At 70.4% G+C, this 22,018-nt stretch carries 20 protein-coding genes; 4 read left to right on the plus strand and 16 right to left on the minus strand.

Features of this window, described 5'->3' with window-relative positions; all coding sequences use genetic code 11:
- Positions 1 to 3: 3 nt before the first annotated feature.
- Together ACWH43_RS22540 and ACWH43_RS22545 are read right to left on the minus strand one after the other, a co-directional pair.
- Positions 4 to 906 carry a DUF6492 family protein gene (locus ACWH43_RS22540; RefSeq protein ID WP_158446665.1) on the minus strand — a complete coding sequence of 301 codons (903 nt, stop codon included), beginning with the start codon at positions 904 to 906 and terminating at the stop codon, positions 4 to 6.
- 14 nt (positions 907 to 920) lie between these two features.
- On the minus strand, positions 921 to 1,718 hold the full coding sequence (locus ACWH43_RS22545) for a WecB/TagA/CpsF family glycosyltransferase (protein ID WP_260349223.1): 798 nt from the start codon (positions 1,716 to 1,718) through the stop codon (positions 921 to 923).
- 423 nt (positions 1,719 to 2,141) lie between these two features.
- Between ACWH43_RS22545 and ACWH43_RS22550 the strand changes: the two genes are divergently transcribed.
- The 3 genes from ACWH43_RS22550 (at position 2,142) to hemA (ending at position 5,568) form a co-directional block, all read left to right on the plus strand.
- The gene (locus ACWH43_RS22550; protein ID WP_158446667.1) at positions 2,142 to 2,888 is read left to right on the plus strand and encodes an SDR family NAD(P)-dependent oxidoreductase; all 747 of its coding nucleotides are present in this window, start codon (positions 2,142 to 2,144) and stop codon (positions 2,886 to 2,888) included.
- Positions 2,889 to 3,015: 127 nt separating this feature from the next.
- Entirely contained in the window at positions 3,016 to 4,275 is a 1,260-nt protein-coding gene (locus ACWH43_RS22555; protein WP_158446668.1) for an allantoate amidohydrolase, read from the plus strand.
- 81 nt (positions 4,276 to 4,356) lie between these two features.
- Positions 4,357 to 5,568 carry a 5-aminolevulinate synthase gene (hemA, locus tag ACWH43_RS22560; RefSeq protein ID WP_158446669.1) on the plus strand — a complete coding sequence of 404 codons (1,212 nt, stop codon included), beginning with the start codon at positions 4,357 to 4,359 and terminating at the stop codon, positions 5,566 to 5,568.
- Positions 5,569 to 5,587: 19 nt separating this feature from the next.
- On the opposite strand, the gene ACWH43_RS22565 is transcribed toward hemA, so the two are convergent.
- The 7 genes from ACWH43_RS22565 to rimP all read right to left on the minus strand — a co-directional run bounded on the left by ACWH43_RS22565 (position 5,588) and on the right by rimP (position 13,486).
- A complete protein-coding gene (locus ACWH43_RS22565) occupies positions 5,588 to 6,058 on the minus strand; it encodes a DUF3592 domain-containing protein (protein WP_158446670.1) in 471 nt (156 codons plus the stop codon).
- 18 nt (positions 6,059 to 6,076) lie between these two features.
- Positions 6,077 to 7,018, minus strand: coding sequence for a tRNA pseudouridine(55) synthase TruB (gene truB / locus ACWH43_RS22570; RefSeq protein WP_158446673.1), 942 nt, complete (start codon positions 7,016 to 7,018; stop codon positions 6,077 to 6,079).
- Positions 7,008 to 7,454, minus strand: coding sequence for a 30S ribosome-binding factor RbfA (rbfA, locus tag ACWH43_RS22575; RefSeq protein ID WP_158446671.1), 447 nt, complete (start codon positions 7,452 to 7,454; stop codon positions 7,008 to 7,010). The genes truB and rbfA overlap by 11 nt, the downstream gene beginning before the upstream one ends.
- A 197-nt stretch (positions 7,455 to 7,651) precedes the next feature.
- Positions 7,652 to 10,480 (minus strand): translation initiation factor IF-2, encoded by a 2,829-nt coding sequence (gene infB, locus ACWH43_RS22580; protein ID WP_158448032.1) that lies wholly within the window; start codon positions 10,478 to 10,480, stop codon positions 7,652 to 7,654.
- Positions 10,477 to 11,169 (minus strand): RNA-binding protein, encoded by a 693-nt coding sequence (locus ACWH43_RS22585; protein WP_158445230.1) that lies wholly within the window; start codon positions 11,167 to 11,169, stop codon positions 10,477 to 10,479. Before ACWH43_RS22585 ends, infB begins: the two co-directional genes overlap by 4 nt.
- A 14-nt stretch (positions 11,170 to 11,183) precedes the next feature.
- Positions 11,184 to 12,782: a transcription termination factor NusA gene (gene nusA / locus ACWH43_RS22590; RefSeq protein WP_158445249.1), complete on the minus strand. Its 1,599-nt coding sequence runs from the start codon at positions 12,780 to 12,782 to the stop codon at positions 11,184 to 11,186.
- Positions 12,783 to 12,787: 5 nt separating this feature from the next.
- On the minus strand, positions 12,788 to 13,486 hold the full coding sequence (gene rimP, locus ACWH43_RS22595) for a ribosome maturation factor RimP (RefSeq protein WP_260349222.1): 699 nt from the start codon (positions 13,484 to 13,486) through the stop codon (positions 12,788 to 12,790).
- A 277-nt stretch (positions 13,487 to 13,763) separates the two neighbouring features.
- On the opposite strand from rimP, the gene ACWH43_RS22600 reads away from it, so the two are divergent.
- Complete coding sequence (locus ACWH43_RS22600) at positions 13,764 to 14,852, plus strand: DUF2336 domain-containing protein (protein WP_158445232.1); 1,089 nt, start codon at positions 13,764 to 13,766, stop codon at positions 14,850 to 14,852.
- Here the strand turns inward: ACWH43_RS22600 and trmB are convergent.
- The 7 genes from trmB to ACWH43_RS22635 form a co-directional block, all read right to left on the minus strand.
- A complete protein-coding gene (gene trmB, locus ACWH43_RS22605; protein ID WP_158445233.1) occupies positions 14,827 to 15,522 on the minus strand; it encodes a tRNA (guanine(46)-N(7))-methyltransferase TrmB in 696 nt (231 codons plus the stop codon). The two genes, ACWH43_RS22600 and trmB, sit on opposite strands and share 26 nt — an antisense overlap.
- A 235-nt stretch (positions 15,523 to 15,757) precedes the next feature.
- Entirely contained in the window at positions 15,758 to 16,966 is a 1,209-nt protein-coding gene (gene metK, locus ACWH43_RS22610) for a methionine adenosyltransferase (RefSeq protein WP_158445234.1), read from the minus strand.
- 161 nt (positions 16,967 to 17,127) lie between these two features.
- Entirely contained in the window at positions 17,128 to 17,541 is a 414-nt protein-coding gene (locus ACWH43_RS22615) for a helix-turn-helix domain-containing protein (RefSeq protein WP_158445235.1), read from the minus strand.
- A 123-nt stretch (positions 17,542 to 17,664) separates the two neighbouring features.
- The gene (lnt, locus tag ACWH43_RS22620; protein WP_158445236.1) at positions 17,665 to 19,257 is read right to left on the minus strand and encodes an apolipoprotein N-acyltransferase; all 1,593 of its coding nucleotides are present in this window, start codon (positions 19,255 to 19,257) and stop codon (positions 17,665 to 17,667) included.
- On the minus strand, positions 19,257 to 20,252 hold the full coding sequence (locus tag ACWH43_RS22625; protein ID WP_448153642.1) for a hemolysin family protein: 996 nt from the start codon (positions 20,250 to 20,252) through the stop codon (positions 19,257 to 19,259). The genes lnt and ACWH43_RS22625 overlap by 1 nt, the downstream gene beginning before the upstream one ends.
- On the minus strand, positions 20,249 to 20,833 hold the full coding sequence (gene ybeY, locus ACWH43_RS22630) for an rRNA maturation RNase YbeY (protein WP_158445238.1): 585 nt from the start codon (positions 20,831 to 20,833) through the stop codon (positions 20,249 to 20,251). The genes ACWH43_RS22625 and ybeY overlap by 4 nt, the downstream gene beginning before the upstream one ends.
- Positions 20,830 to 21,978 carry a PhoH family protein gene (locus tag ACWH43_RS22635; protein WP_158445239.1) on the minus strand — a complete coding sequence of 383 codons (1,149 nt, stop codon included), beginning with the start codon at positions 21,976 to 21,978 and terminating at the stop codon, positions 20,830 to 20,832. Before ACWH43_RS22635 ends, ybeY begins: the two co-directional genes overlap by 4 nt.
- Positions 21,979 to 22,018 lie beyond the last annotated feature (40 nt).

The raw sequence follows: 22,018 nt of genomic DNA on the forward strand, positions 1-22,018 counted from the left end.
GCCTCAGGCCGAGGCCTGCCGCTCGAACAGCGCCCTGACCCGGTCGAGCGGCTGGCCGATGAAGGACTGCACGCCGACGGCGACCTGCCAGGGTTCCAGCACCTCCTCGAAGCTCTTCAGCAGGTCGAGGCCGGTCACGTCCTCGGGGAACCAGTAGACCTTGCAGAGCTCGCGCGCATCCGGCCAGTGGCCGGCCGCCTCCAGCCCCAGCACCTGTTCGACATAGTAGCCGTAGAGCATGTATTCGGAGAACTGCCGGTCGCGCGCGATGGCTGAGACCCAGTCGCGCCCGCTCAGCCTCTCGACATGGGCGAGGAGCCCGCGCACATGGTCGCTGCGCCAGCTCACCATGTTGTTGATGTAGTCCGGGCCCGGATAGGAGGGCGCGCCGATGCCGAGCAGCGCCGCGGCGTTCTCGCACCAGGGCCGGTGGCGCGCCATCCCGGCCGTGATCGCGTCCGGCTTGCGGTAGAGCCGCACGGCGCCGCCCCGCTCGAGGCCGGCGAGGTCGAACGGCCTGACGAACAGCATGTCCGAATCGGCGAAGAGGATGACCTCCTCGGGAGCGACGGCGGCGACCGCGAATTTGCGGAGCTGCTGGGCGTGCCAGCCGCGCAGCGGCGGCAGGCCGCGCCCCAGGGCGCGCATCCCGGTCCAGACCCGCCGCCGGCCCAGGCTGAACGGGTCCGGCCGGGGCTTCAGCCAAGCCGGCAGGAGCTGCGATTCGGGCAGGATGCGCCGGCGCGGCCCCTCGAGATCGCGGAACAGCGGCAGGTCGCGATCCTCGACCAGCAGGTAGTGCATGGCGTGGCCGCTGACGAAGCGGTCGATGCTGGCGCAGAGCAGGCGGCAACGATCGACGTCGCCCCTGTAGCTCGGCGTCGCCAGGGCATGGCTGCGTTCCACGATGCCCGCCCGGCCTAGCGGGCCCCGGCCAGATATTGCCGGGTGACCCGCATCAGGAAGGCAGGGTTGCCGAGCACGTAGCGGCGCCAGAGCCGGCGCGGCTCGCGCCAGAGCCGGTAGATCCATTCGAGGCGGACCTTGCGGACCGCCTCCGGCGCCCGCGGCACCTCGCCGGCAAAGAAGTCGAACAGCGCCCCGACGCCCGCCGCGACCGCGCAATGACGGGCGCGCAGCGCGCGGGCGATGAAGCGTTCCTGCAACGGATTGCCCATGGCCACGAGCAGCAGGTCGGGCCGATCGGCCTCGAGGCCGTCGAGCAGCCGGGCTTCCTCTTCCGGCGCATAATAGCCGTGCGACACCACCGCGAAGCGGTGCCGGGGATAGCGCCGGCGCATCTGCTCCGCGGCACGCTCGACCACGCCGGGCCGGCCGCCGAGCAGGGCGACCTTCAGCGGCCGCGCCTCGGCGGCGAAGAAGGCCGGAAAGAAGTCCGTGCCGTTCAGGTTGTCGGGAAACGGCGCGCCGTAGAGCAGCCGGCTGCCCAGATCGACCCCGATCCCGTCGGCCAGGACGAGGAAGGTCGAGAGGCTGCGCCGCAGGGCGGCGTCGCCGCTCGCGACATTGACGAGATTGGCGTTGCAGAAGGCCAGCTTGACATGCCCGCCCGAGACGATCGCGGCATGCAGCTCCGCCATCGCCGCAGCGCGATCGACCACGGCGATGCCGACGCCGCCGATATCGCGCTTGGCGTAACCCTGGCAGCCGCGGCCCTCGGCATCGCTCGCAAGGGGGATGGAGATCGCTGCGGACACGGGCGCCTTCGGCTGGGGGAACAGGGGCAGGTTCATGACGGAGAAACGTCAGCGCGGACACAGCCCTCCGGTCAAGGCAAAGTCAAGCGAAAGGTGAATGCCTTCTTCACCCGATCCCGGAGAGTGGATCGACCTCCCGCCCCAAGACAAATCAATGTTTTGTTTCGATCCGGAACGGCGCTTCCCACCGTTTCCGCCGCCGCTGCGGCGACGCGCCTCGCGCCTGTCGTAGCCTGGGACGAAGAGCTTGTTTCCGTCTCGTTTCGGGACGGCGGATAACATCGTCTTCCCGCGAGCGCGCGAGCGGGACATTAGCGGCGTGCATGGCCGGCCCGCGGCAGCCGCAACCATGCGCCTTCGGCTCTGGCGGCCGGCGCTCTCGCCCGTTACGGTCGCCGCAACCAAGACTGGGAGGCTGCCCGAATGAACCAAATCGATTTAGCCAAGCGCGTCGCCATCGTGACCGGCGGGGCGCAGGGGATCGGCCGCGCCGTGGCCGAGCGCTTCGCCGCCAGCGGCGCGACCGTCGCGATCTGGGACGTCGACGCCGCCCTCGCGGCGAAGGCCGCGGCCGAGATCGGCCATGGCGCGATCGGCGTCGCGGTCGACGTCACCGATGCGGCGGCCGTGCAGGCCGCGACCGATGCGCTCGAGGCCCGGCATGGCAGCGTCGACATCCTCGTCACCAGCGCCGGCATCGCCGGCCCCAACCACAAGACCTGGGACTATCCGCTGGAGGACTGGGCCCGCGTCATGAAGCTCAACGTCGACGGCACGTTGCATTGCTGCCGTTCGGTGATCCCCGGCATGCTGAAGCGCAACTACGGGCGCATCGTTCTCGTCGCCTCGATCGCCGGCAAGGAAGGCAACCCCAACGCCTCGGCCTATTCGGCCTCCAAGGCCGCCGTGATCGCGCTGACCAAATCGCTGGGCAAGGAGCTCGCCGACAAGGACATCGCGGTCAACTGCATCACGCCGGCGGCGGCGCGCACCCGCATCTTCGACCAGATGAGCGAGGAGCATATCGGCTACATGCTGGCCAAGATCCCGCGCGGGCGCTTCCTGCTGCCGGAAGAGGTCGCGTCGATGGTCGCCTTCCTCGCCTCGGCCGAGAACAGCTTCACCACGGCCGGCGTGTTCGACCTCTCGGGCGGCCGGGCGACCTACTGAGGCGCCGGGCTCGGAGCCTTGCCAATCGGCACCGCAAACTCCGTCTCCCCGTCGATGCCGCCGGGGAGAAGCCGCTTCGCGAAATTGCCCGTCGCAGTTTTCGAAGCCCTGCTCTAGCTTGGTGGCCATGACGCAGACGCTCCCCTCCGCCACCGTTCTCGGCGCCCGTGCCTTCGCCGCGCTCGCCGGCCTCAACCGCTTCTCCGACGAACCGGGCAAGCTGACCCGGCTCTATCTCTCGCCGGCCCACAGGCAGGCGGCGGAATGGGTCAAGGGCGCGATGGAGGTGGCGGGCCTTACCGCCTTCATCGACGCGGCCGGCTCCGTGCAGGGCCGGCGCGAGGGCACCGTCCCGGGCGCGCCGGCGGTGCTGATCGGCTCCCATATCGACACGGTGAAGGATGGCGGGCGCTTCGACGGCAATCTCGGCGTCGTCGCAGGCATCCTGGCGGCGCAGGCGCTGCGCGACGCCGGGATCGCCCTGCCCTTCCCGCTCGAGGTCGTCGCCTTCGGCGACGAGGAGAACGTCCGCTTCCCGACGCATCTGTCGACCTCCGAGGCGCTCGCCGGCCATTACGACCCGGCCTGGCTCGAGGCGCGCGACAGCGAGGGCGTGACGCTCTCCGACGCGCTCGTCGCCTTCGGCGGCAATCCGGCCGGCATCGCCGCGCTCGCGCGCAAGCCCGGCTCGATCAGGGCCTATCTCGAAGTCCATATCGAGCAGGGCCCGGTGCTGGAGGCCGAGAACGAGCCGGTCGGCATCGTCACCACGATCAACGCCCAGAGCCGGGCGCGCGTGCGCGTCACCGGAGAGGCCGGCCATGCCGGCACGGTGCCGATGCGGCTGCGCCGGGACGCGCTCGCCGCGGCGGCCGAGATGGCGCTGGCGCTGGAGGAGATCGCGACCGGGCACGAACTCGCCGTCGCCACGGTCGGCGTGCTGCGGCCCGACCCCGGCGCGACCAATGTCGTGCCCGGCGCCGCAGAATTCACCATCGACTACCGCGCTCCCGAAAACGCGACGCTCGCGGCGATGGAGGCGGCGATCCGCGAGCGCTTCGGCGCAATCGCGGCGCGGCGCGGCGTCGGGCTCGAGATCGCGCCCTATGCGAAGGCCGAGGCGGTGCCGATGGATGCGCGCCTGCAGGACGTCCTCGCCGCCGGCATGGCCCGCAGCGGCAGCAACCTCGCCGCCCGGCGGCTACCCTCCGGCGCCGGGCACGACGCGATGGCGATCGCCGCCATCGCGCCCGTCGCCATGCTGTTCGTGCGCAACGAGAAGGGCATCAGCCATTCGCCGCTCGAGACGATGACCGAGGCGGATGCCGGCCTCGCCATCAAGGTCCTGCTCGAAACGCTGCTGGAACTCGCCGAACGTTCGAAATAGAAGGATTCGACCCGCGACACCGCGTGCCATTTCCGAGCGCGACGCAATTGCCTAGGACATGCGCGCCGCAGGAGGCTGGCGATGGATTTCGAGACTTTCTTCCGCAAGGAACTGGACGGGCTGCGCAGCGAGGGCCGCTACCGCGTCTTCGCCGATCTGGAGCGACAGGTCGGCCGCTTTCCGATCGCCACCTTCCACAGCGAGAGCGGGCCGCGCGACGTCACCGTCTGGTGCTCGAACGACTATCTCGGCATGGGGCAGCACCCGAAGGTGCTCGCCGCGATGCACCAGGCCCTCGACGGCAGCGGCGCCGGCGCCGGCGGCACCCGCAATATCGGCGGCACCAATCACTACCATGTCCTGCTGGAGCGCGAGCTCGCCGATCTGCACGGCAAGGAAGCGGCGCTGATCTTCAATTCCGGCTACATGGCGAACTGGGCCTCGCTCTCGACCCTGGCCACCCGCATCCCCGGCTGCGTGATCCTGACCGACGGGCTGAACCATGCCTCGATGATCGAGGGCATCCGCCATTCGCGCGTCGAGAAGCACATCTTCGCCCATAACGATCCGGCCGATCTGCGCCGCAAGCTCGCCGCGCTCGACCCGGCCCGGCCCAAGCTGATCGCCTTCGAATCGGTCTATTCCATGGATGGCGACATCGCCCCGCTCGCGGAATTCTGCGACATCGCCGAGGCCTTCGGCGCCATGACCTATTGCGACGAGGTCCACGCCGTCGGCCTCTACGGGGCGCGGGGCGGCGGCGTCTCCGAGCGCGACGGGCTGGCGGACCGGCTGACCCTGATCCAGGGCACGCTGGCGAAATCCTTCGGCGTGATCGGCGGCTATATCGCCGGCTCGGCGGCGCTCTGCGACTTCATCCGCAGCTTCGCCTCCGGCTTCATCTTCTCCAGCTCGCTGCCGCCGGCGGTGGCGGCCGGCGCCATCGCCGCGATCCGGCATCTCAAGGAGAGCTCGGCCGAGCGCGAGCGCCAGCAGGACCGCGTCCTGGCGCTGCGGGCCAGGCTCGACGCGGCCGGCATCCCGCATCTGCCCAATCCCAGCCATATCGTGCCGGTGATGGTCGGCGAGGCCAAGGCCTGCAAGGCGATCAGCGACGAGCTGCTGGCGCGCTTCGACATCTACGTCCAGCCGATCAACTACCCGACCGTGCCGCGCGGCACGGAGCGGCTGCGGATCACGCCCTCGCCCTTCCATTCCGACGCCGATATCGACCGGCTGGTCTCGGCGCTCGGCCAGATTTGGGCGCGGGACGGGCTGACGCGGGCGGCCTGAGGCGGCACGCCGGGCTCCCTCAGCCCCTTTTCGCGACGATCATCAGGATCGCGCTCAGCAGGCCGAAGACCGCGGCGACGAAGGCCAGGATCAGAGTGCTCGCCCAGAACGGGAAGAAGCCGTCGATCCGCGCCTGTTCGGGCGCCGCCGCGTCATAGATCACGCTTACCGGATCGCCGACCCGATAGGCCGGCGGATTCGTCGCCCAGGAGGTGGCGAAGGTGACGGTCTGGCCTTGCGCGGTGCGGAAGCTCACCACCGGGCGATAGGTCGAATCGCCATCGCGCCGCATTTCGACGACGCGGCCCGCCGCATGATCCGCGAGAGCCTGCAGGCGCCGGTTCTCCCGGTAGCTGAGGAAGCAGGCGGTCGCCAGGACGACCGCGGCGATGCCGAAGAGGCAGCCGACGCGCCAGAACAGGAGCCTGCCGGTCCAGGCCCGCCCGGCCTCCAGCCTCGCCGGCTCGGCTTTTCTGCGGCTTTCTCCCATTCCGCCGCGGCGCCGCCCTCAGAGATTGAAGACGCGGTGCGGGACGAACTCGCCGTTTTCGACCGAGCCGGTGGCGATCAGCGTGCCGGCGCAGGTGGCGTAGGCGGCCTCCAGTTCGACCGGCGCCCCGGCGCCGCGCAGCAGGGCGCTCTGGCCGCGCTTGAGGCGGTTGGCCGCGTCGCGGTGGAGCACCACCTCGGGGATCAGGGTGAGCGCGGCCTTGACCGGCTGCAGCGCCGCCAGGGCACTCTCCGGGCTCTCCCGCAGGGTCTCGACCCCCGCCGCCTCGGCGACCGTGAACGGGCCGACGCGGGTGCGGCGCAGATGCGCGACATGGCCGAGGCAGCCGAGCGCCAGGCCGAGGTCGCGCGCGATGGCGCGGACATAGGTGCCCTTGCCGCATTCGGCCTCGAAGGTGGTGGTGGCGCCGTCATGGCTGACGATCACCAGCGAATCGATCTCGACGGGCCGAGCCTCCAGCGCGACCTCCTCGCCGTCGCGCGCCAGATCATAGGCGCGCTCGCCGGCGATCTTGATCGCCGAGAATTTCGGCGGCGTCTGCAGGATCGTGCCGGTGAAGCGCGGCAGCAGGGCCGCGATCGCGGCCTCGTCCGGTCGCTTCTCCGAGGTCGCGATCACCCGGCCCTCGGTGTCGTCGGTGTCGGTCTGCGTGCCCCAGGCGACGGTGAACTGATAGGCCTTGCGGCCGTCCATGACGAAGGGGACGGTCTTGGTCGCCTCGCCCAGCGCGATCGGCAGGAGGCCCGAGGCGAGCGGGTCGAGCGTGCCGGCATGGCCGGCCTTCTTGGCGGAGAAGGCGCGCTTGACCACGCTGACCGCATGGGTCGAGGTCATGCCGATCGGCTTGTCGAGCACGACCCAGCCATGGACGTCGCGCTTCTTCGGGCGCGGCGCCGGCGCGGCGTCCCGGACGGTCCCGGATGGGTTCTCAGCGGTCATCGTCACGGCCGTCGTCTTCTTCGTGGTCCTGGTCGATCTTCAGGCGCTGGACCTGCGTGTCGCGGCGCACTGCGTCGGAATCGAGCAGCGCGTCGATGCGCTCGGCCTCGGCGAAGCTCTCATCGGCGCGGAAGCGGACGTCCGGCGCGTATTTCAGGTTCACCCGATGGGCGATCTCGCCGCGGATATAGCGCTTGTGGCTCTCGAGCGCCTTGAGCACCGGCGCGACGTCCTGCCCGCCGAGCGGCATGATGTAGGCGGTGGCGAGCTTGAGATCGGGCGAGAGGCGCACCTCGGGGACGGTGACGACATGGTTCGCCAGCACGTCGTCATGGATGTCGCCGCGCGCCAGCATCTCGGCCAGCGCATGTCGGATCAGTTCGCCGACGCGGAGCTGGCGCTGGGACGGGCCTGAGAGCTTGGAAGGTTTTGCCATGATGTCTCGCTCTCCGGGATCGGACCGGATGGTTCAACGGGTCATTCCGGGGCGCGCCGTCAGGCGCGAGCCCGGAACCCATGAACACGGGTAGGGCAGAAAAGGGCGGAAGGGCAGCCCCCTTCTGCATCGATAGAGGATATGGGTTCCGGGCTCTTCGCTGCGCGAAGCCCCGGAATGACCCGTTGGCGGCCGCCTCAGAGGCTGCGCTTGATCTCCTCGACGCGATAGCACTCGATCACGTCGCCGACGCGCATGTCCTGGTAGTTCTCGAAGGCCATGCCGCAATCCTGGCCGGCCACGACCTCCTTGGCGTCGTCCTTGTAGCGCTTGAGCTGCGAGAGCTTGCCCTCGTGGACGACGACGTTGTCGCGGATGAGCCGAACATGGGCGCCGCGCTCGATGGTGCCGTCGCTGACGCGGCAGCCGGCGACCTTGCCGACCTTCGAGACGTTGAAGATCTCGAGGATGTCGGCGTTGCCGAGCATGGTCTCGCGCAGGGTCGGCGCCAGCAGGCCCGACATCGCGTCCTTCACATCATCCATGAGGTTGTAGATGATGTTGTAGTAGCGGATCTCGACGCCGGAACGCTCCGCCGCCTCGCGCGCCTCCTTGTGCGCGCGGACGTTGAAGCCGACCACCACCGCGCCCGAAGCCTGGGCGAGGGTGATGTCCGATTCGGTGATGGCGCCGACGCCGGAGGCGAGCACGCGGGCGCGCACCTCGTCGTTGCCGACCTTCTCGAGCGCGCCGACAATGGCTTCCACCGAGCCCTGCACGTCGCCCTTGACGACGAGCGGGAACTCCTTGCGGCCGGCGCCTTCCTTGAGCTCGCGCATCATCTCGGCGAGCGAGCGGCCGGCGCCCGAGGCCGCGCCGCGGGCGGCGAGGCGGTCGCGGCGCTGACGCTCGCGGTATTCGGTGATCTCGCGGGCCCGCGCCTCGGACTCGACCACCGCGACGCGGTCGCCGGCCTCGGGCGTGCCGTTGAAGCCGAGCACCTCGACCGGCATGGAGGGCGGAGCCTCCTTCACCTGCGCGCCGGTATCGGCGATCAGGGCGCGGACGCGGCCCCATTCGGCGCCCGCCACGACGATGTCGCCGGTGCGCAGCGTGCCGCGCTGGACGAGAACGGTCGCGACCGGGCCGCGGCCGCGATCGAGCTTGGCCTCGATCACCGTGCCTTCGGCCGGACGCTCCGGATTGGCCTTGAGCTCGAGAACCTCGGCCTGCAGCGAGATCGCCTCGAGCAGCTTGTCGAGGTTCTGGCCCATGCGTGCCGAGACCTCGATCTCGAGCGTGTCGCCGCCGAGCGACTCGACCTGGATCTCGTATTGCAGCAATTCGGCGCGGACGCGGTCCGGATTGGCCTCCGGCTTGTCGATCTTGTTGATCGCCACGATCAGCGGCACCCTGGCCGCCTTGGCGTGCTGGATCGCCTCGACCGTCTGCGGCATGACGCCGTCATCGGCCGCCACGACCAGCACGACGATGTCGGTCACCTTGGCGCCGCGGGCGCGCATCGCCGTGAAGGCGGCGTGGCCGGGCGTGTCGATGAAGGTGATCTTGTCGCCGAGCGGCGAGGTCACCTGATAGGCGCCGATATGCTGGGTGATGCCGCCGGCCTCGCCGGAGACGACCTTGGTCTTGCGCAGCGCGTCGAGCAGCGAGGTCTTGCCGTGGTCGACATGGCCCATGATGGTCACGACCGGCGGCCGCGGCATCAGGGTCTCGTCGGCGTCGGGCATGTCGAACAGGCCTTCCTCGACATCGGCCTCGGAGACGCGCTTGACGGTGTGGCCCATCTCCTCGGCGATGAGCTGGGCGGTGTCGGCGTCGATCACATCGGTGATCTTGTGCATCGCGCCCTGCTTCATCAGCAGGCGGATGACGTCGACGCCGCGCTCCGCCATGCGGTTGGCGAGCTCCTGGATGGTGATCGTCTCCGGGATCGTCACCTCCCGCATCACGCGCTCCTTCTGCGCGTCGGAGGGACGATGGCCGGTCATGCGCTGGACGCGGCGGCGGAAGGAGGCGACCGAGCGCGTGCGCTCGTCGTCCCCGCCGGTGGCGGTGGCCAGCGTCAGGCGGCCGCGCGGCCGCTCATTGCTGGTCTTCGGCGTCTTCGGCGCGGCCGGGGCGGGCCCGCGGCCGGCCCCGGTGCCGACACCGGCGCGGCGGAAGGCGGCCCGGACATCAACGTCACCGTCGGAACGGTTGCGCGGCGCCCCAGCGGAGGGCGGCGCCTGGCGCGTCGGACGCGCGACGGCCGGCTCGGCCGGAGCCGAAGCGTCCATGCGGGGCGTACGCGGCGTGTCGAGCCGCGGCGGACGCGAATCCAGGCGCGGCGGGCGGGAGCCGGCATCGCGGCCTCCCGGGGTGCGCGGCGCGAATTCGCGCGGGCCGGACGGGGCCGGGCGGCCGTAATACTGGGTCGGCTGCGGCGCGGGGGCCGGAGCGGGCGGGGCGGCCTCGCGCGGCTGGGCCGGCGACGGCGCGGCCGGGCGGGCGACCTGCTCCTCGCGCTGGCGCAGCGCGCTCTCGGCGCGGCGCTTCTGCTCGTCCTCCTGGCGGCGGCGCTCCTCTTCCTGGCGCTGGCGGGCCGCGGCGGCCTCGCGCTCCTGGCGCTCGCGCTCGGCGGCCTGTGCGCGCTGGCGGGCCTCCTCCTCGGCGGCGCGGCGCGCCTCGGCCTCGGAGCTGCGGGCCTCGGCGAGGGCGCGCTGGCGGGCCTCCTTCTCCTCGTCGGAGAGGGTGCGCAGCAACATGCCGCCGGCGGGACGCTGCGGCGCGGGAGCCGGGGCGGGACGCGGCGCGGACGGGGCCGGCGCCTGCGGCGCGCGCGGCGCCACCGGCTCCTTGGCCTCGTGACCCGGGACGCGGCGCTTGACCTCCACGACCACCTGCTTCGAGCGCCCATGCGAGAAGCTCTGGCGAACAGTGCTCTGCTCGACAGGCCGCTTCAGCGACAGGGTCTTGGGCGGGTTGACGGTGAGTGTCTTGTCGCCCGGGGTCTTGGTATCGGTCATTCCGCGTTCGGTCCTGCCGGTTCGGTCGTAACTTCGGGTTCGTTCTGGTCGGATGCGGCGGTATCGTCCGTCCGGTAACGGACGAGCCGACGCCAGCGGGAGAGTACGCCCTCGGCCGCCGGTCCCGGAGCAAGCGCGGCATGTATCACATGTGCCCGCCCCAACGCCAATTCCAAATCCGCCGCCGTGAAAATCGCGACGACGGGCAATGCGCGGGCCTTGAGGCCCTCGCTCTCGCGCGCCGCCCCGGCCCGCCTGACGGCCTGGCCGATCTTGCGCTTGCCGTCCTCGGCGCCGTCGCTCGCCGCGATCACGGCGAGGCAGCGCCCGCTGCCGATCAGCGCCTCGACCTTGGCGAAGCCGGCGGTGACCAGCCCCGCCTTGTTCGCCATCGCCAGCGCCTGCTGCGCGTCCCGCAGCATCAGCGCGTCGATCAGCTCGGGAAGGTCCGGCGGAACCGCGACCTTCGTCTTGAGCGAGCGCTCGAACGCCTTGCGCCGGATCGCCTCGGCGACCGCCTTGCGGCTCAGGCTCGCCCAGACGCCGCGCCCGGGCAGCTTGCGCCGCAGATCCGGCACCAGCACGCCGTCGGGCCCGGCCACGAAGCGGATCAGATCGTCGGGCGCCTTCACCGCGCGGGTGACGACGCAACTGCGCTCCGATCCGTTCTTGCCCGCCGCCGCCTTCATCGCGGGCGCTCCGCTCAGGCCTGCTCCGCCTCGCCGGCCGCGGCCTCGTCTTCGGGCTCCTCGGCCGGCGCCTCGATCCAGCCGGCATGGATGCGGGCCGCCATGATCAGCGCCTCGGCCTCCTGACGCGACAGGTCAAAGCCGTCCAGATAGCCGGCCTGGCGGATGGCCTCGCCATCCTTGCGCTCGGTCCAGCCGATCAGGTCGTCGGTCGCGCAGCCGGCGAGATCCTCGACGGTCTTCACGTCGTTCTCGCCGAGCGCGACCATCATGGAGGTGGTGACGCCCTCGACCTCGCGCAAGGCGTCCTCGACGCCGAGCGCGCGGCGCTTCTCGTCGAGCTCCGCCTCGACGGCGGCGAGATGCTCCTGGGCGCGGTTCTGGATCTCGGTCGCGGTGTCCTCGTCGAAGCCCTCGATCGAGGCGAGCTCGGCGAGGTCGACATAGGCGACCTCCTCGACGTTGCGGAAGCCTTCCGAGGCGAGGAGCTGGCCGACCGTCTCGTCGACGTTCAGCGCGTTCATGAACAGGTCGGTGCGCTGCACGAACTCCTTCTGGCGGCGCTCCGATTCCTCCTGCTCGGTGAGGATGTCGATGTCCCAGCCGGTGAGCTGCGAGGCCAGCCGCACGTTCTGGCCGCGGCGGCCGATGGCGAGCGAAAGCTGCTCGTCCGGCACCACCACCTCGATCTTGTCGGCCTCCTCGTCGAGCACGACCTTGGCGACTTCCGCCGGCTGGAGCGCGTTGACGACGAAGGTCGCGACGTCGGGCGACCACGGGATGATGTCGATCTTCTCGCCCTGGAGCTCGCCGACCACGGCCTGGACGCGCGACCCCCTCATGCCGACGCAGGCGCCGACCGGGTCGATCGAGGAATCGCGGCTGATCACGGCGATCTTGGCGCGCGAGCCGGGGTCGCGGGCGACCGCCTTGACCTCGACGATGCCGTCATAGATCTCCGGCACTTCCTGGCCGAAGAGCTTGGCCATGAACTGCGGATGGGTGCGCGACAGGAAGATCTGGGGCCCACGCGGCTCGCGGCGCACGTCGTAGACATAGGCGCGGGCCCGGTCGCCGACCTTGAAGGTCTCGCGCGGGATCATCTCGTCGCGGCGGATGATCGCCTCGCCGCGGCCGAGATCGACGAAGACATTGCCGTATTCGACGCGCTTGACCGCGCCGTTGACGATCTCGCCGATGCGGTCCTTGTACTCGTCGTACTGGCGGTCGCGCTCGGCCTCGCGCACCTTCTGGACGATGACCTGCTTGGCCGACTGGGCGGCGATGCGGCCGAAATCGAAGGGCGGCAGCGGATCGGCGATGACGTCCCCGACCTGGGCGGCCGGATTATGGCGCTTGGCCTCGTCGACCGTGATCTCGATCGCCGGATTCTCGACCGTGTCGACGACCTGGAGATGGCGGGCGAGGCGCAGCTCGCCGGTCTTGGTGTTGATCTCGGCATGGACGTCGGTCTCGGCGCCGTAGCGCGAGCGGGCGGCACGCGCGATCGCGTCCTCCATCGCGTCGAGCACGATCTGCCGGTCGATCGATTTCTCGCGGGCGACCGCATCCGCGATCTGCAGCCATTCGAGCCTGTTGGCGGCGACCACCATGGCGCTCACTCCTCTTCCGTCTCTGTTTCGTGCGGAGCCGGTCCGCTCTTCCTGCCCGGGCGCGGCCCCAGCGATTTGCCGCGGCCCTTCTTCGGGCTCGCAATCTCGTCGGCCGCCGGCATCTCGGGCGGCAGGCCCGACTTGCCGCGCCGCAGCGATTCGGTGACCAGCGCGTCGGTCAGCACCAGGCGCGCCTCGGCGATCAGCGCCATCGGGATCGCGACGTCGCGCTCCTCGTCGCTCTTGGCGTCGTCGCGCGTCAGCAGGGCGTCGGGCCCGGAAACCCCGCGCAGAATGCCGCGGAAGCGCTTGCGGCGCTCGAAGGGCTCGCTCATCTCGATCTTGGCGAGGTGGCCGGCCCAGCGCTCGAAGTCGCCGGCGCGCACCAGCGGACGATCGATCCCCGGCGAGGACACCTCCAGATAATAGGCCGCCTGGATCGGATCCTCGACATCGAGCACCGGCGAGACCGCCTGGCTGATCGCCTCGCAGCCCTCGACGGTCATCGAGCCGTCGGGCCGCTCCGCCATGATCTGCACGGTGCAGCCGTTCTGGCCGGTGACGCGCACCCGCACCAGCCGGTAGCCGAGATCGGCGATCGCCGGCTCGACGATCGCGGCCACGCGCGCCGCAACGCCGCTTTCGACGACGATGCGCGCTTCCGTTCCGGCCGCAGCGGCCGCCTCGCCTGTCGGTTCGTCCATCGCTTGATTCACGGCCCGGACCGTCCCTGTGCCTCCGGGGTCGCGGCCAATAAAAAAGAGCGGGCCGGCAGGCCCGCTCTTGATCATCGGCCGTAACCGATACCAGAGCTGTTGGGGGCTATGTAGTCCGCTCCGCGCCAAGATGCAAGCGCGACGGCGGCCGGCGCCGGCCGCCGCGTTTTTTGCCGGTTCGCTAACCCGTTGGTCATCCTTGCCTGACAGCCTGAGCAGGATGCGGTGAAGCCGCCCGCGGCGGGGCGCTGTGCGAGGACAGGTCATGAGTACGGTCGCCACGCTGCTGCGGGACCTGGAATCGACGATGCGGCGCGGCGCGGGCAGCGACCGCGCCGACATCCTCTCCCGGCTCACCGATCTGTTCCTCGCCACCGCGATCGATCTGGACGAGGAGCAGGTCGGGGTCTTCGACGTCGTGATCGGGCGCCTGTCGCGCGCCATCGAACTGCGCGCCCGCATCGAGCTGGCGGAGCGGCTGGCGCCGGTCCCGAACGCGCCGAACGGCGTGGTCCATCAGCTCGCCCTCGACGAGATCGCCGTCGCGCGGCCGGTGCTGCTGCTTTCGCCCCGGCTGAGCGACCAGGACCTCGTCGCGGTCGCGGCCGCCAAGGGCCGCGACCATATGCTCGCCATCACCGAGCGGCCACATCTCGGCGAGCCGGTGACGGATTTCCTGATCCTGCGCGGCGGGCGCGTGGTGACGCAGGCCGTCGCCGCCAACCAGACGGCCCGCTTCTCGCGGCACGGCATGGGCGTGCTGGCGATGCGGGCGGTGCAGGACGACGCCCTGCAGGAGACGCTCGGCCTGCGCCGCGACATCCCCGCCGAGCTCGCCGCGCAGTTGATGCGGGCCGCCAAGAGCTCCGCCCGCAGGCGCCTCGCCGAACAGCTCGCGCCGAATCTGACCGGAGAGATCGACGACGCCGTGGAGCGCGGCGCCGAAGCGGTCGCGGCGGGAGGGCGGATGCCGGGCGAGCTCGGCCCGATCAGCACGGCCCTGGCCGAGATCCACGCGCTCGACCAGGCCGGCGGGCTCGACGAGGCGCAGGTGCGGGCCTTCGCCGAAGCGGGCCGGACCGAGCATGCGATCTGCGCGCTCGCCTTGCTCGCGCAGCTCAGCCCGCCCGCGGCGGAGCAGGTGATCCTGGGCAGCGACCGCGAGGCCGTCCTGCTCGTGGCGCGCGGCCTCGACTGGTCCTGGGAGACGACGGCGGCGCTGATCGCGCTACGCAAGGATTACGGCAAGTCGGAAGCCGCGGTCGAGCGCGCCCGCGACAGCTTCCGCAACCTCGCCCAGAGCACCGCCCAGCGCGTGCTCGGCTTCCTCAGGATGCGCGACGCAAGGCCGTGAGATAGCTCGAGACGCGGCCTTCCCGGACCGCCTTGGCCTCGTAGCGGGTGCGGATCCAGCCCGGATAGGGCGTGCGCCAGTCGCCCGGCCGCTCGTCGGCCCAGTCGAAATCCGGCGAGGCCAGCAGGCGCGACAGCGTCCAGCCGACATAGTCGTCGATATCGCTGGCGAAGCGGAAGCGCCCGCCGGGCCGCAGCGCCCGGGCGAAGAGGGAAAGCGTCCGTTCCGAGACGAAGCGGCGCTTGCGCTGCCGGCGCTTGGGCCAGGGGTCGGGATAGAGCAGGTCGATGGCGTCGAGCCCGCCCGCCGGCAGGCGCGGCAGCATCAGCGCGGCGTCGCCGTCCCAGACCCGGATATTGCTCAAGCCTTCGCGCTCGACCACGGCGAGGAACTTGGCCATGCCGTTGATGAAGGGCTCGACGCCGATGAAGCCGATCCGCGGGCTCTCGCGCATCCGCATCAGCAGATGCTCGCCGCCGCCGAAGCCGATCTCCAGCCGGACCGCCTCGACGGGCTGCGGGAACAGGGCCTTCAGATCGGCGATCTCGCCTTCCGGCAGCCGCAGGCGCGGCAGGGTATGGGCGATCAGCGCGCTCTGGCCGTCGCGCAGGGCCTTGCCCTTGCGGCGGCCGAAGAAGGCGCGTTCGTCGTGGTCGACGTCGTGTGTCATGCGAATCGTTCTTGCAACCTGATCGTTTCCATCCGAACCGCGTCATCCCGGACAAGCCGCGCAAGCGGCGCCGATCCGGGATCCATGCCAGAGCATCGCCGAGGACCGTTCGGGCATGGATCCCGGGTCTGCGCTTCGCTGCGCCCGGGATGACGGCGCGGATGGTGCTCTGTAGCAAAAAGAAGAGGCCGGAACGATCCGTTCCGGCCTCTTCGCTTCGTCCGGTCGGTCAGCCTCAGGCGGCGACGGCCTTCTTCAGCGCGTCGACGAGATCGGTCTTCTCCCAGGAGAAGGAGCCGTCGCGGCCGGCCTTGCGGCCGAAATGGCCATAGGCCGCGGTCTTGGCGTAGATCGGCTTGTTGAGGCCGAGATGGGTGCGGATGCCGTTCGGCGAGAGGTCGACGATCTTGCCGAGCACCTCCTCCAGCTTCGCCTCGTCGACCTTGCCGGTGCCGTGCAGGTCGACATAGATCGACAGCGGCTTGGCGACGCCGATGGCGTAGGAGAGCTGGATCGTGGCGCGGTCGGCGAGCTTGGCCGCGACGACGTTCTTGGCGAGGTAGCGCGCCGCATAGGCGGCCGAGCGGTCGACCTTGGTCGGGTCCTTGCCCGAGAAGGCGCCGCCGCCATGCGGGGCCGCGCCGCCATAGGTGTCGACGATGATCTTGCGGCCGGTCAGGCCGGCGTCGCCGTCCGGGCCGCCGATGACGAACTTGCCGGTCGGGTTGATGTGCCAGACCGTGTCCTTGGTGATCCAGCCTTCCGGCAGGGCCGCGCGGATATAGGGCTCGACGATCCTGCGCACATCCTCGGAGGTCAGCTTCTCGTCGAGATGCTGGGTCGAGAGCACGATCTGGGTGACGCCGACCGGCTTGCCGTTCTCGTATCGGACCGTGACCTGGCTCTTGGCGTCGGGGCCGAGCTTGGCGGCGTCGCCCTCGCCCTTCTTGCGGGCGAGCGCCAGCGTCTCGAGGATCTTGTGGGCGTAGTAGATCGGGGCCGGCAGCAATTCCGGCGTCTCGCGGCTGGCATAGCCGAACATGATGCCCTGGTCGCCGGCGCCGACATCCTTGTTGCCGGATTCGTCGACGCCCTGGGCGATGTCGGCCGACTGCGGATGCAGCAGCACGTCGATCTTGGCCTTCTTCCAGTGGAAGCCGTCCTGCTCGTAGCCGATGTTGCGAATCGCCTTGCGGGCGACCGACTTCACCTTCGACTTGATCTGCTTCTCGTCGAGATGGGTGCGGACCTCGCCAGCGATGACGACGCGGTTGGTGGTCGCCAGCGTCTCGGCCGCGACGCGGACCTTGGCCGGCTCGTAGCCCGCCTTCACCGCTTCCTTGAAGAACAGATCGACGATCTCGTCGGAGATGCGGTCGCAGACCTTGTCGGGATGGCCCTCCGAGACGGACTCGCTGGTGAACAGGTAATTCTGGCGTGACACGGGCGCGACTTCCCTCGAATCCGGACGGGGGGAAACAGGCTGGCGCGGCTGCGCCAGCGTGAAAAACGCTCCGTCATTGCAGCCGAACGCGTTCGCCGTCAAGCGCAATAATCCGTTTATCGGGAGGATCGTTCGCCAAGCCGAACGACGCGCGTCGATAATCAGGCCTTTTCGTCGCCTTCGGCCGCAAGGGCCTCGACGAGGTCGATGATCCGGCGCCTGACGCGGCCGTCCTTGATGCGCGTGAAGGCCTTGGTGAGCTGCACGCCCTCGCTCGTCGACAGGAAGTCGGAGATGTAGGTCGTGGCGCTCGCATCGGAAAAGCTGCCCGCCGGCCCGTCGCCGGTCGGCGCGCCGTCGAAGAAGAAGGCCACCGGCACATCGAGCATCTTGGCGATCTGCTGCAGGCGGCTCGCGCTGATGCGGTTCGAGCCCTTCTCGTATTTCTGGACCTGCTGGAAGGTCAGGCCCAGCGCCTCGCCCAGCTTTTCCTGGCTGACCCCGGCGAGCATGCGGCGCATGCGGACGCGACTGCCGACATGGCGGTCGATCGGATTGGGTATCTTCTTGATCATCATTCGCCTGCCCTAGAGTCGCTGTCATGGCCAGGAGCCGCAATCCTGGTCGGTGCGGAAGTCGTGATGTATTACAAGCCGGCGAGCCGGTCCACTCTCCTTCGGAAGGCTCTCCGATCCGCTTCAGGCCCGCCGGAGCCGGGCCAGCACCAGGAATAGCGCCAGGATTCCGGCGAAAACCAGATCGCCGAACCGCGCATAGGGCGTCACCGGCCCGGGGCGGGGCAAGCCGGCGTCGAGCACGCCCTCGACCCCCAGCGGCAGGCTCGCGACCACCCGGCCATAGGCATCGACCACGCCGGAGATGCCGGTATTGGCGACGCGCACCAGCGGCAGCCCCTCCTCGATGCTGCGCAGCCGGGCCTGGGCGAAATGCTGGTAGGGGCCGCTGGTCTGCCCGAACCAGCCGTCATTGGTGACGTTCAGGAAGAAGGCGGGGCGCGGCCCGCGCGGCATCACCGCGCCCGGAAACACCGCCTCGTAGCAGATCAGCGGCGCCGCGCTCGGCAAGCCCTTGACCTCGAGCGGCCGATGCGCGCTTCCCGCCGAGAAGCCGCCCGGGATCGAGACGAATTGCGACAGGCCGGCGGCGCGGATCAGCGTGCCCAGAATCGGCGGCAGATATTCCCCGAAGGGCACGAGATGGACCTTGTCGTAGCTCGCGACGATCTCGCCCGCGTCGCTGACCACCTGGATCGCATTGTAGATCGGCGGCCGCCCCTCGCCGGGCAGCGGCTCCCCGGCCCGCGCCGCGCCGGTGATCAGCGTCACGTCCGGGGGCAGGGCGGCGGCGATGCGCGCCAGCGCCTGCGGCGTGCGCCCGAGCAGGAAGGGAAAGGCCGATTCCGGCCAGATCAGATGGGTGACGGCCTGCAGCCCCGGCGTCTCGGGGCTCGTCGCCCGGTCGCTCAGCTCGAGATAGCGCTCGAGGATTTCGGCGCCGTTATGGCCGTTGAACTTGGCGTCCTGCGGCAGGTTCGGCTGCATCAGCCGCAATTTCACGCCGGCGACGAGCGGCGCGGGCGGGGCCGGGACGCGCCAGAAACCATAGGCCAAGAAGCCGACGAGCACCGCGAGCGCCAGCAGCGACGGAAGCCAGCGGCCGGAGGCCCCGGTCGCGGTGCCGAGCGTCGCTGGCGCGGCGCCGAGCGCGACGGCGAACAGCGTGAGCCCGTAGAGGCCGAAGAGCGCAGAGGCCTGGGCGAGGTGGATCTCGCCCGACAGCATCATGCCATAGGCGTTCCAGGGAAAACCGGTCAGGACATGGCCGCGCAGCCATTCGCTGATCCCGAGCGCCGCGGCCAGGACGAGAATGCGCCCCGCGCCCTTCGGCCAGAACAGCCGCGCGGCGCCGAAGGCCAAGGCCGGAAAGACGGCGAGGCAGGCCGGCAGCGCCACGACGCCGAGCGGCAGCGCCCAGGCGAATTTGTCGGCCTCGACCAGGAAGGCCGCGCCGAGCCACCACAGGCCGGCGACGAAGAAGCCGAAGCCCCACCACCACCCCGCGGCGAAAGCGGAGCGGAAGCGCCCGGCGCGGCCGGCTCCGACCGCGCCGTCCATCAGCCAGACGGCGGCCGTCATCGGCAGCACGACCAGCGGCCACAGATCGAGCGGCGGCAAGGCGAGCGCGCCGCTGGCGCCGGCGGCGAAGGCGATCAGGCGCCGGCGCCATCCCCAAGCCAGGATGACGGCTTCGGCAACGCGGGCGAGCCGCATCAGCCCGCCTCCATCGCCGCTTCCTCGGGCGCCGACGGGTCGCGACGGCGGATGGTGAGCCGCTTGACGCGGCGCTGGTCGGAATCGAGCACCTCGAAGGACAGGCCCTCCGGCCCCTCGACGGTCTCGCCCTGGGCCGGGACGCGGCCGGCCAGCGTGACGATCAGCCCGCCGAGCGTGTCGATGTCGTCGGCGACCTCGTTGCCGGAGAGATCGACCCCCGTCGCCTGCCGGAGCTCCTCGAGGGTGGCGCGCGCATCCGCCGCGAAGCAGCCTTCCCCGGTCGCGGTGATCGGGACCTCCTCCTTGTCGTGCTCGTCCTCGATGTCGCCGACCACGATCTCGATCAGGTCCTCGATCGAGACCAGCCCGTCGGTCCCGCCATATTCGTCGATGACGAGGGCGATATGGGTCCGGGTCGCCTGCATGCGGACCAGCAGGTCGACCGCCGGCATCGAGGGCGGGACATAGAGGACGGGGCGCAGCAGCTTCGTCTCCGAAAGCCGCGTCGAGAGATCGACCGCCGACAGATCATGGACGGCGGCCCCCTTTGGAGCCGCCTCCTCCGGCGCGCCGGCCGCCGGCTCGGGAGCGGCCTGCTCGGCGATATATTCGAGGAAATCGCGGATATGGACCATGCCGCGCGGGTCGTCGAGCAAATCGTCGAAGACCGGCAGGCGCGAATGGCCGGCGGTGCGGAACAGGGCGAGAAGCTGGTCGATGCTGGCATCGGCCGGCACGGCGATGATGTCGGCCCGCGGAATCATGACGTCGCCGACCCGGCGCTCGCGCAGGCTCAGCACATTGGTCAGCATGGCGCGCTCCTGCGCCGTCAGGTCCGCGAGCTCGCCATTCTCCTCGGCCAGCGCCTCGACGATCTCCTCGCGGGCCGTGCCGCCGCCGCGCAGGCCAAGCCGGTCGAGGAACTGGCCGAGCCAGTGGCCGAGCCCGCGGCCGTTGGTGTCGTTCTGGGATTGTCGCCCGTCGTCGCTCATGATCGTGAAGGTTCTGGGGAAGCGGGTGCCGCCTCGGAGACGAGCTCGGCATCGGCATAGGGATCGGCGATGCCGAGGCGGGCGAGCGCCTCGACCTCGAGCGCTTCCATCCGGCGCGCCTCGGCCTCGGTCTCATGGTCCTCGCCGAGCAGATGCAGCAGCCCGTGGACGACGAGATGGCGGAAATGATCGGGGACGCTCTTGCCCTCGGCCTCAGCCTCGCGCGCGAGCGTCTCGTAGGCGACGACGATGTCGCCGAGCAGCGGGCTCGCCGCGATGCGCTCGGGCGGCGCGGCCGGGAAGGAGAGCACGTTGGTCGCCTTGTCGAAGCCGCGCCAGTCGCGGTTGACGATGCGGATGCGCCGGTCGTCGGTCAGCAGCAGGCTGAGCTCGGCGCCGTCGAGAGGCCGGCGCGGCGCGACGGAAAGCCCGGCGCTCAGCGCCTCGCCGGCGAGGGCGCGCAGGGCCGCGAGATCGCCGAGCTCGCGCCAGCGGCGCGACTGGGCGCGAATGTCGAGAGCCAGGGTCGGGGTGGTCTTCGCGGGCGGCGCCGAACGCCGCGCGCGAGGTCGATCCTTCATCGCGGCCGCTCCCGCGCCAACATCCGCTTCAACCCTTCGCCCTCGCCCTCGCGATACGCCTCGGGCGCCGCGCCGGGATTGCGCATCGCCTCCTCGCGCTCCTCGCGCTCGCGGCGTGCCGCGGTCTCATAGGCCAGAACGATGCGGCGCACCAGATCGTGGCGGACGACGTCGCCCTCCTCGAAGCGGGCATAGCCGATGCCCTCGACATCCTTGAGCAGCCTCACCGCCTCGACGAGGCCGGAGCGCTGGCCGGGCGGCAGGTCGATCTGCGAGGGGTCGCCGGTGATGATCATGCGCGAGCCCTCGCCCAGGCGGGTGAGGAACATCTTCATCTGCATCGAGGTGGCGTTCTGCGCCTCGTCGAGCAGCACCACCGCGTTGGAGAGCGTGCGGCCGCGCATGAAGGCGAGCGGCGCGATCTCGATCATGCCGGTCTGCAGGCCGCGCTCGACATGGCGCGCCTCCATGAAATCGTTCAGCGCGTCGTAGATCGGGCGCAGATAGGGATCGACCTTCTCGCGCATGTCGCCGGGCAGGAAGCCGAGCCGCTCGCCCGCCTCGACCGCCGGACGCGACAGGATCATGCGCTCGACCACGCCCTGCTCGATCAGCGAGACGGCGTGCCCGACCGCGAGCCAGGTCTTGCCGGTGCCGGCCGGGCCTTCGGCGAGCACGAGCTCATGGCGCTTGAGCTGGCGCAGATAGGCGTCCTGCGCCGCGTTGCGGGCCCTGACCGGCCCGCGCTTCCTTGTAACGATCGCGTCGAAGGCGGTCTTGCCCGGATCGGGCGTCGGGAAGAGCGAGCGCTGGACGTTGCTCTCCTCGATGGCGCCGTCGACATCGCCGAGCGTCACCGCCGCGCCGGCCTTGGCCCGGGCATAGAGCGTCTTCAGCACGCGCACGGCCTGCTCCGCCGTCTCGCGCGGGCCCTTCACCGTGGCGTGGTTGCCGTTGGGATTGACGACGACGCCGAGCCGCCGCTCGAGATGGGCGAGGTTCTGGTCGTACTGGCCGAAGACGAGGCTGGCGAGGCGGTTGTCTTCGAATGTCAGCGTCACCTCGGTGGCCGGCAAGCCCTCGCGGGCCAGGGTCTGCGCCGGCGCGATCTCGCGCCGCGGGTTCCGGTCGGGTTTCGGCGTCATCGAATCAGCCTGTGCCAAATGAGTCGTCTCCCTGGCGGTG

Source organism: Allobosea minatitlanensis (genome assembly GCF_964020775.1).

What these genes read in the sequence shown, in the direction of transcription:
- ACWH43_RS22550 (WP_158446667.1), top strand. Translation starts at nt 2,142, where the DNA reads ATGAACCAAATCGATTTAGCCAAGCGCGTCGCCATCGTGACCGGCGGG.
- ACWH43_RS22555 (WP_158446668.1), top strand. Translation starts at nt 3,016, where the DNA reads ATGACGCAGACGCTCCCCTCCGCCACCGTTCTCGGCGCCCGTGCCTTC.
- hemA (WP_158446669.1), top strand. Translation starts at nt 4,357, where the DNA reads ATGGATTTCGAGACTTTCTTCCGCAAGGAACTGGACGGGCTGCGCAGC.
- ACWH43_RS22565 (WP_158446670.1), bottom strand. Translation starts at nt 6,058, where the DNA reads ATGGGAGAAAGCCGCAGAAAAGCCGAGCCGGCGAGGCTGGAGGCCGGG.
- truB (WP_158446673.1), bottom strand. Translation starts at nt 7,018, where the DNA reads ATGACCGCTGAGAACCCATCCGGGACCGTCCGGGACGCCGCGCCGGCG.
- rbfA (WP_158446671.1), bottom strand. Translation starts at nt 7,454, where the DNA reads ATGGCAAAACCTTCCAAGCTCTCAGGCCCGTCCCAGCGCCAGCTCCGC.
- infB (WP_158448032.1), bottom strand. Translation starts at nt 10,480, where the DNA reads ATGACCGATACCAAGACCCCGGGCGACAAGACACTCACCGTCAACCCG.
- ACWH43_RS22585 (WP_158445230.1), bottom strand. Translation starts at nt 11,169, where the DNA reads ATGAAGGCGGCGGCGGGCAAGAACGGATCGGAGCGCAGTTGCGTCGTC.
- nusA (WP_158445249.1), bottom strand. Translation starts at nt 12,782, where the DNA reads ATGGTGGTCGCCGCCAACAGGCTCGAATGGCTGCAGATCGCGGATGCG.
- rimP (WP_260349222.1), bottom strand. Translation starts at nt 13,486, where the DNA reads ATGGACGAACCGACAGGCGAGGCGGCCGCTGCGGCCGGAACGGAAGCG.
- ACWH43_RS22600 (WP_158445232.1), top strand. Translation starts at nt 13,764, where the DNA reads ATGAGTACGGTCGCCACGCTGCTGCGGGACCTGGAATCGACGATGCGG.
- trmB (WP_158445233.1), bottom strand. Translation starts at nt 15,522, where the DNA reads ATGACACACGACGTCGACCACGACGAACGCGCCTTCTTCGGCCGCCGC.
- ACWH43_RS22615 (WP_158445235.1), bottom strand. Translation starts at nt 17,541, where the DNA reads ATGATCAAGAAGATACCCAATCCGATCGACCGCCATGTCGGCAGTCGC.
- lnt (WP_158445236.1), bottom strand. Translation starts at nt 19,257, where the DNA reads ATGCGGCTCGCCCGCGTTGCCGAAGCCGTCATCCTGGCTTGGGGATGG.
- ACWH43_RS22625 (WP_448153642.1), bottom strand. Translation starts at nt 20,252, where the DNA reads ATGAGCGACGACGGGCGACAATCCCAGAACGACACCAACGGCCGCGGG.
- ybeY (WP_158445238.1), bottom strand. Translation starts at nt 20,833, where the DNA reads ATGAAGGATCGACCTCGCGCGCGGCGTTCGGCGCCGCCCGCGAAGACC.
- ACWH43_RS22635 (WP_158445239.1), bottom strand. Translation starts at nt 21,978, where the DNA reads ATGACGCCGAAACCCGACCGGAACCCGCGGCGCGAGATCGCGCCGGCG.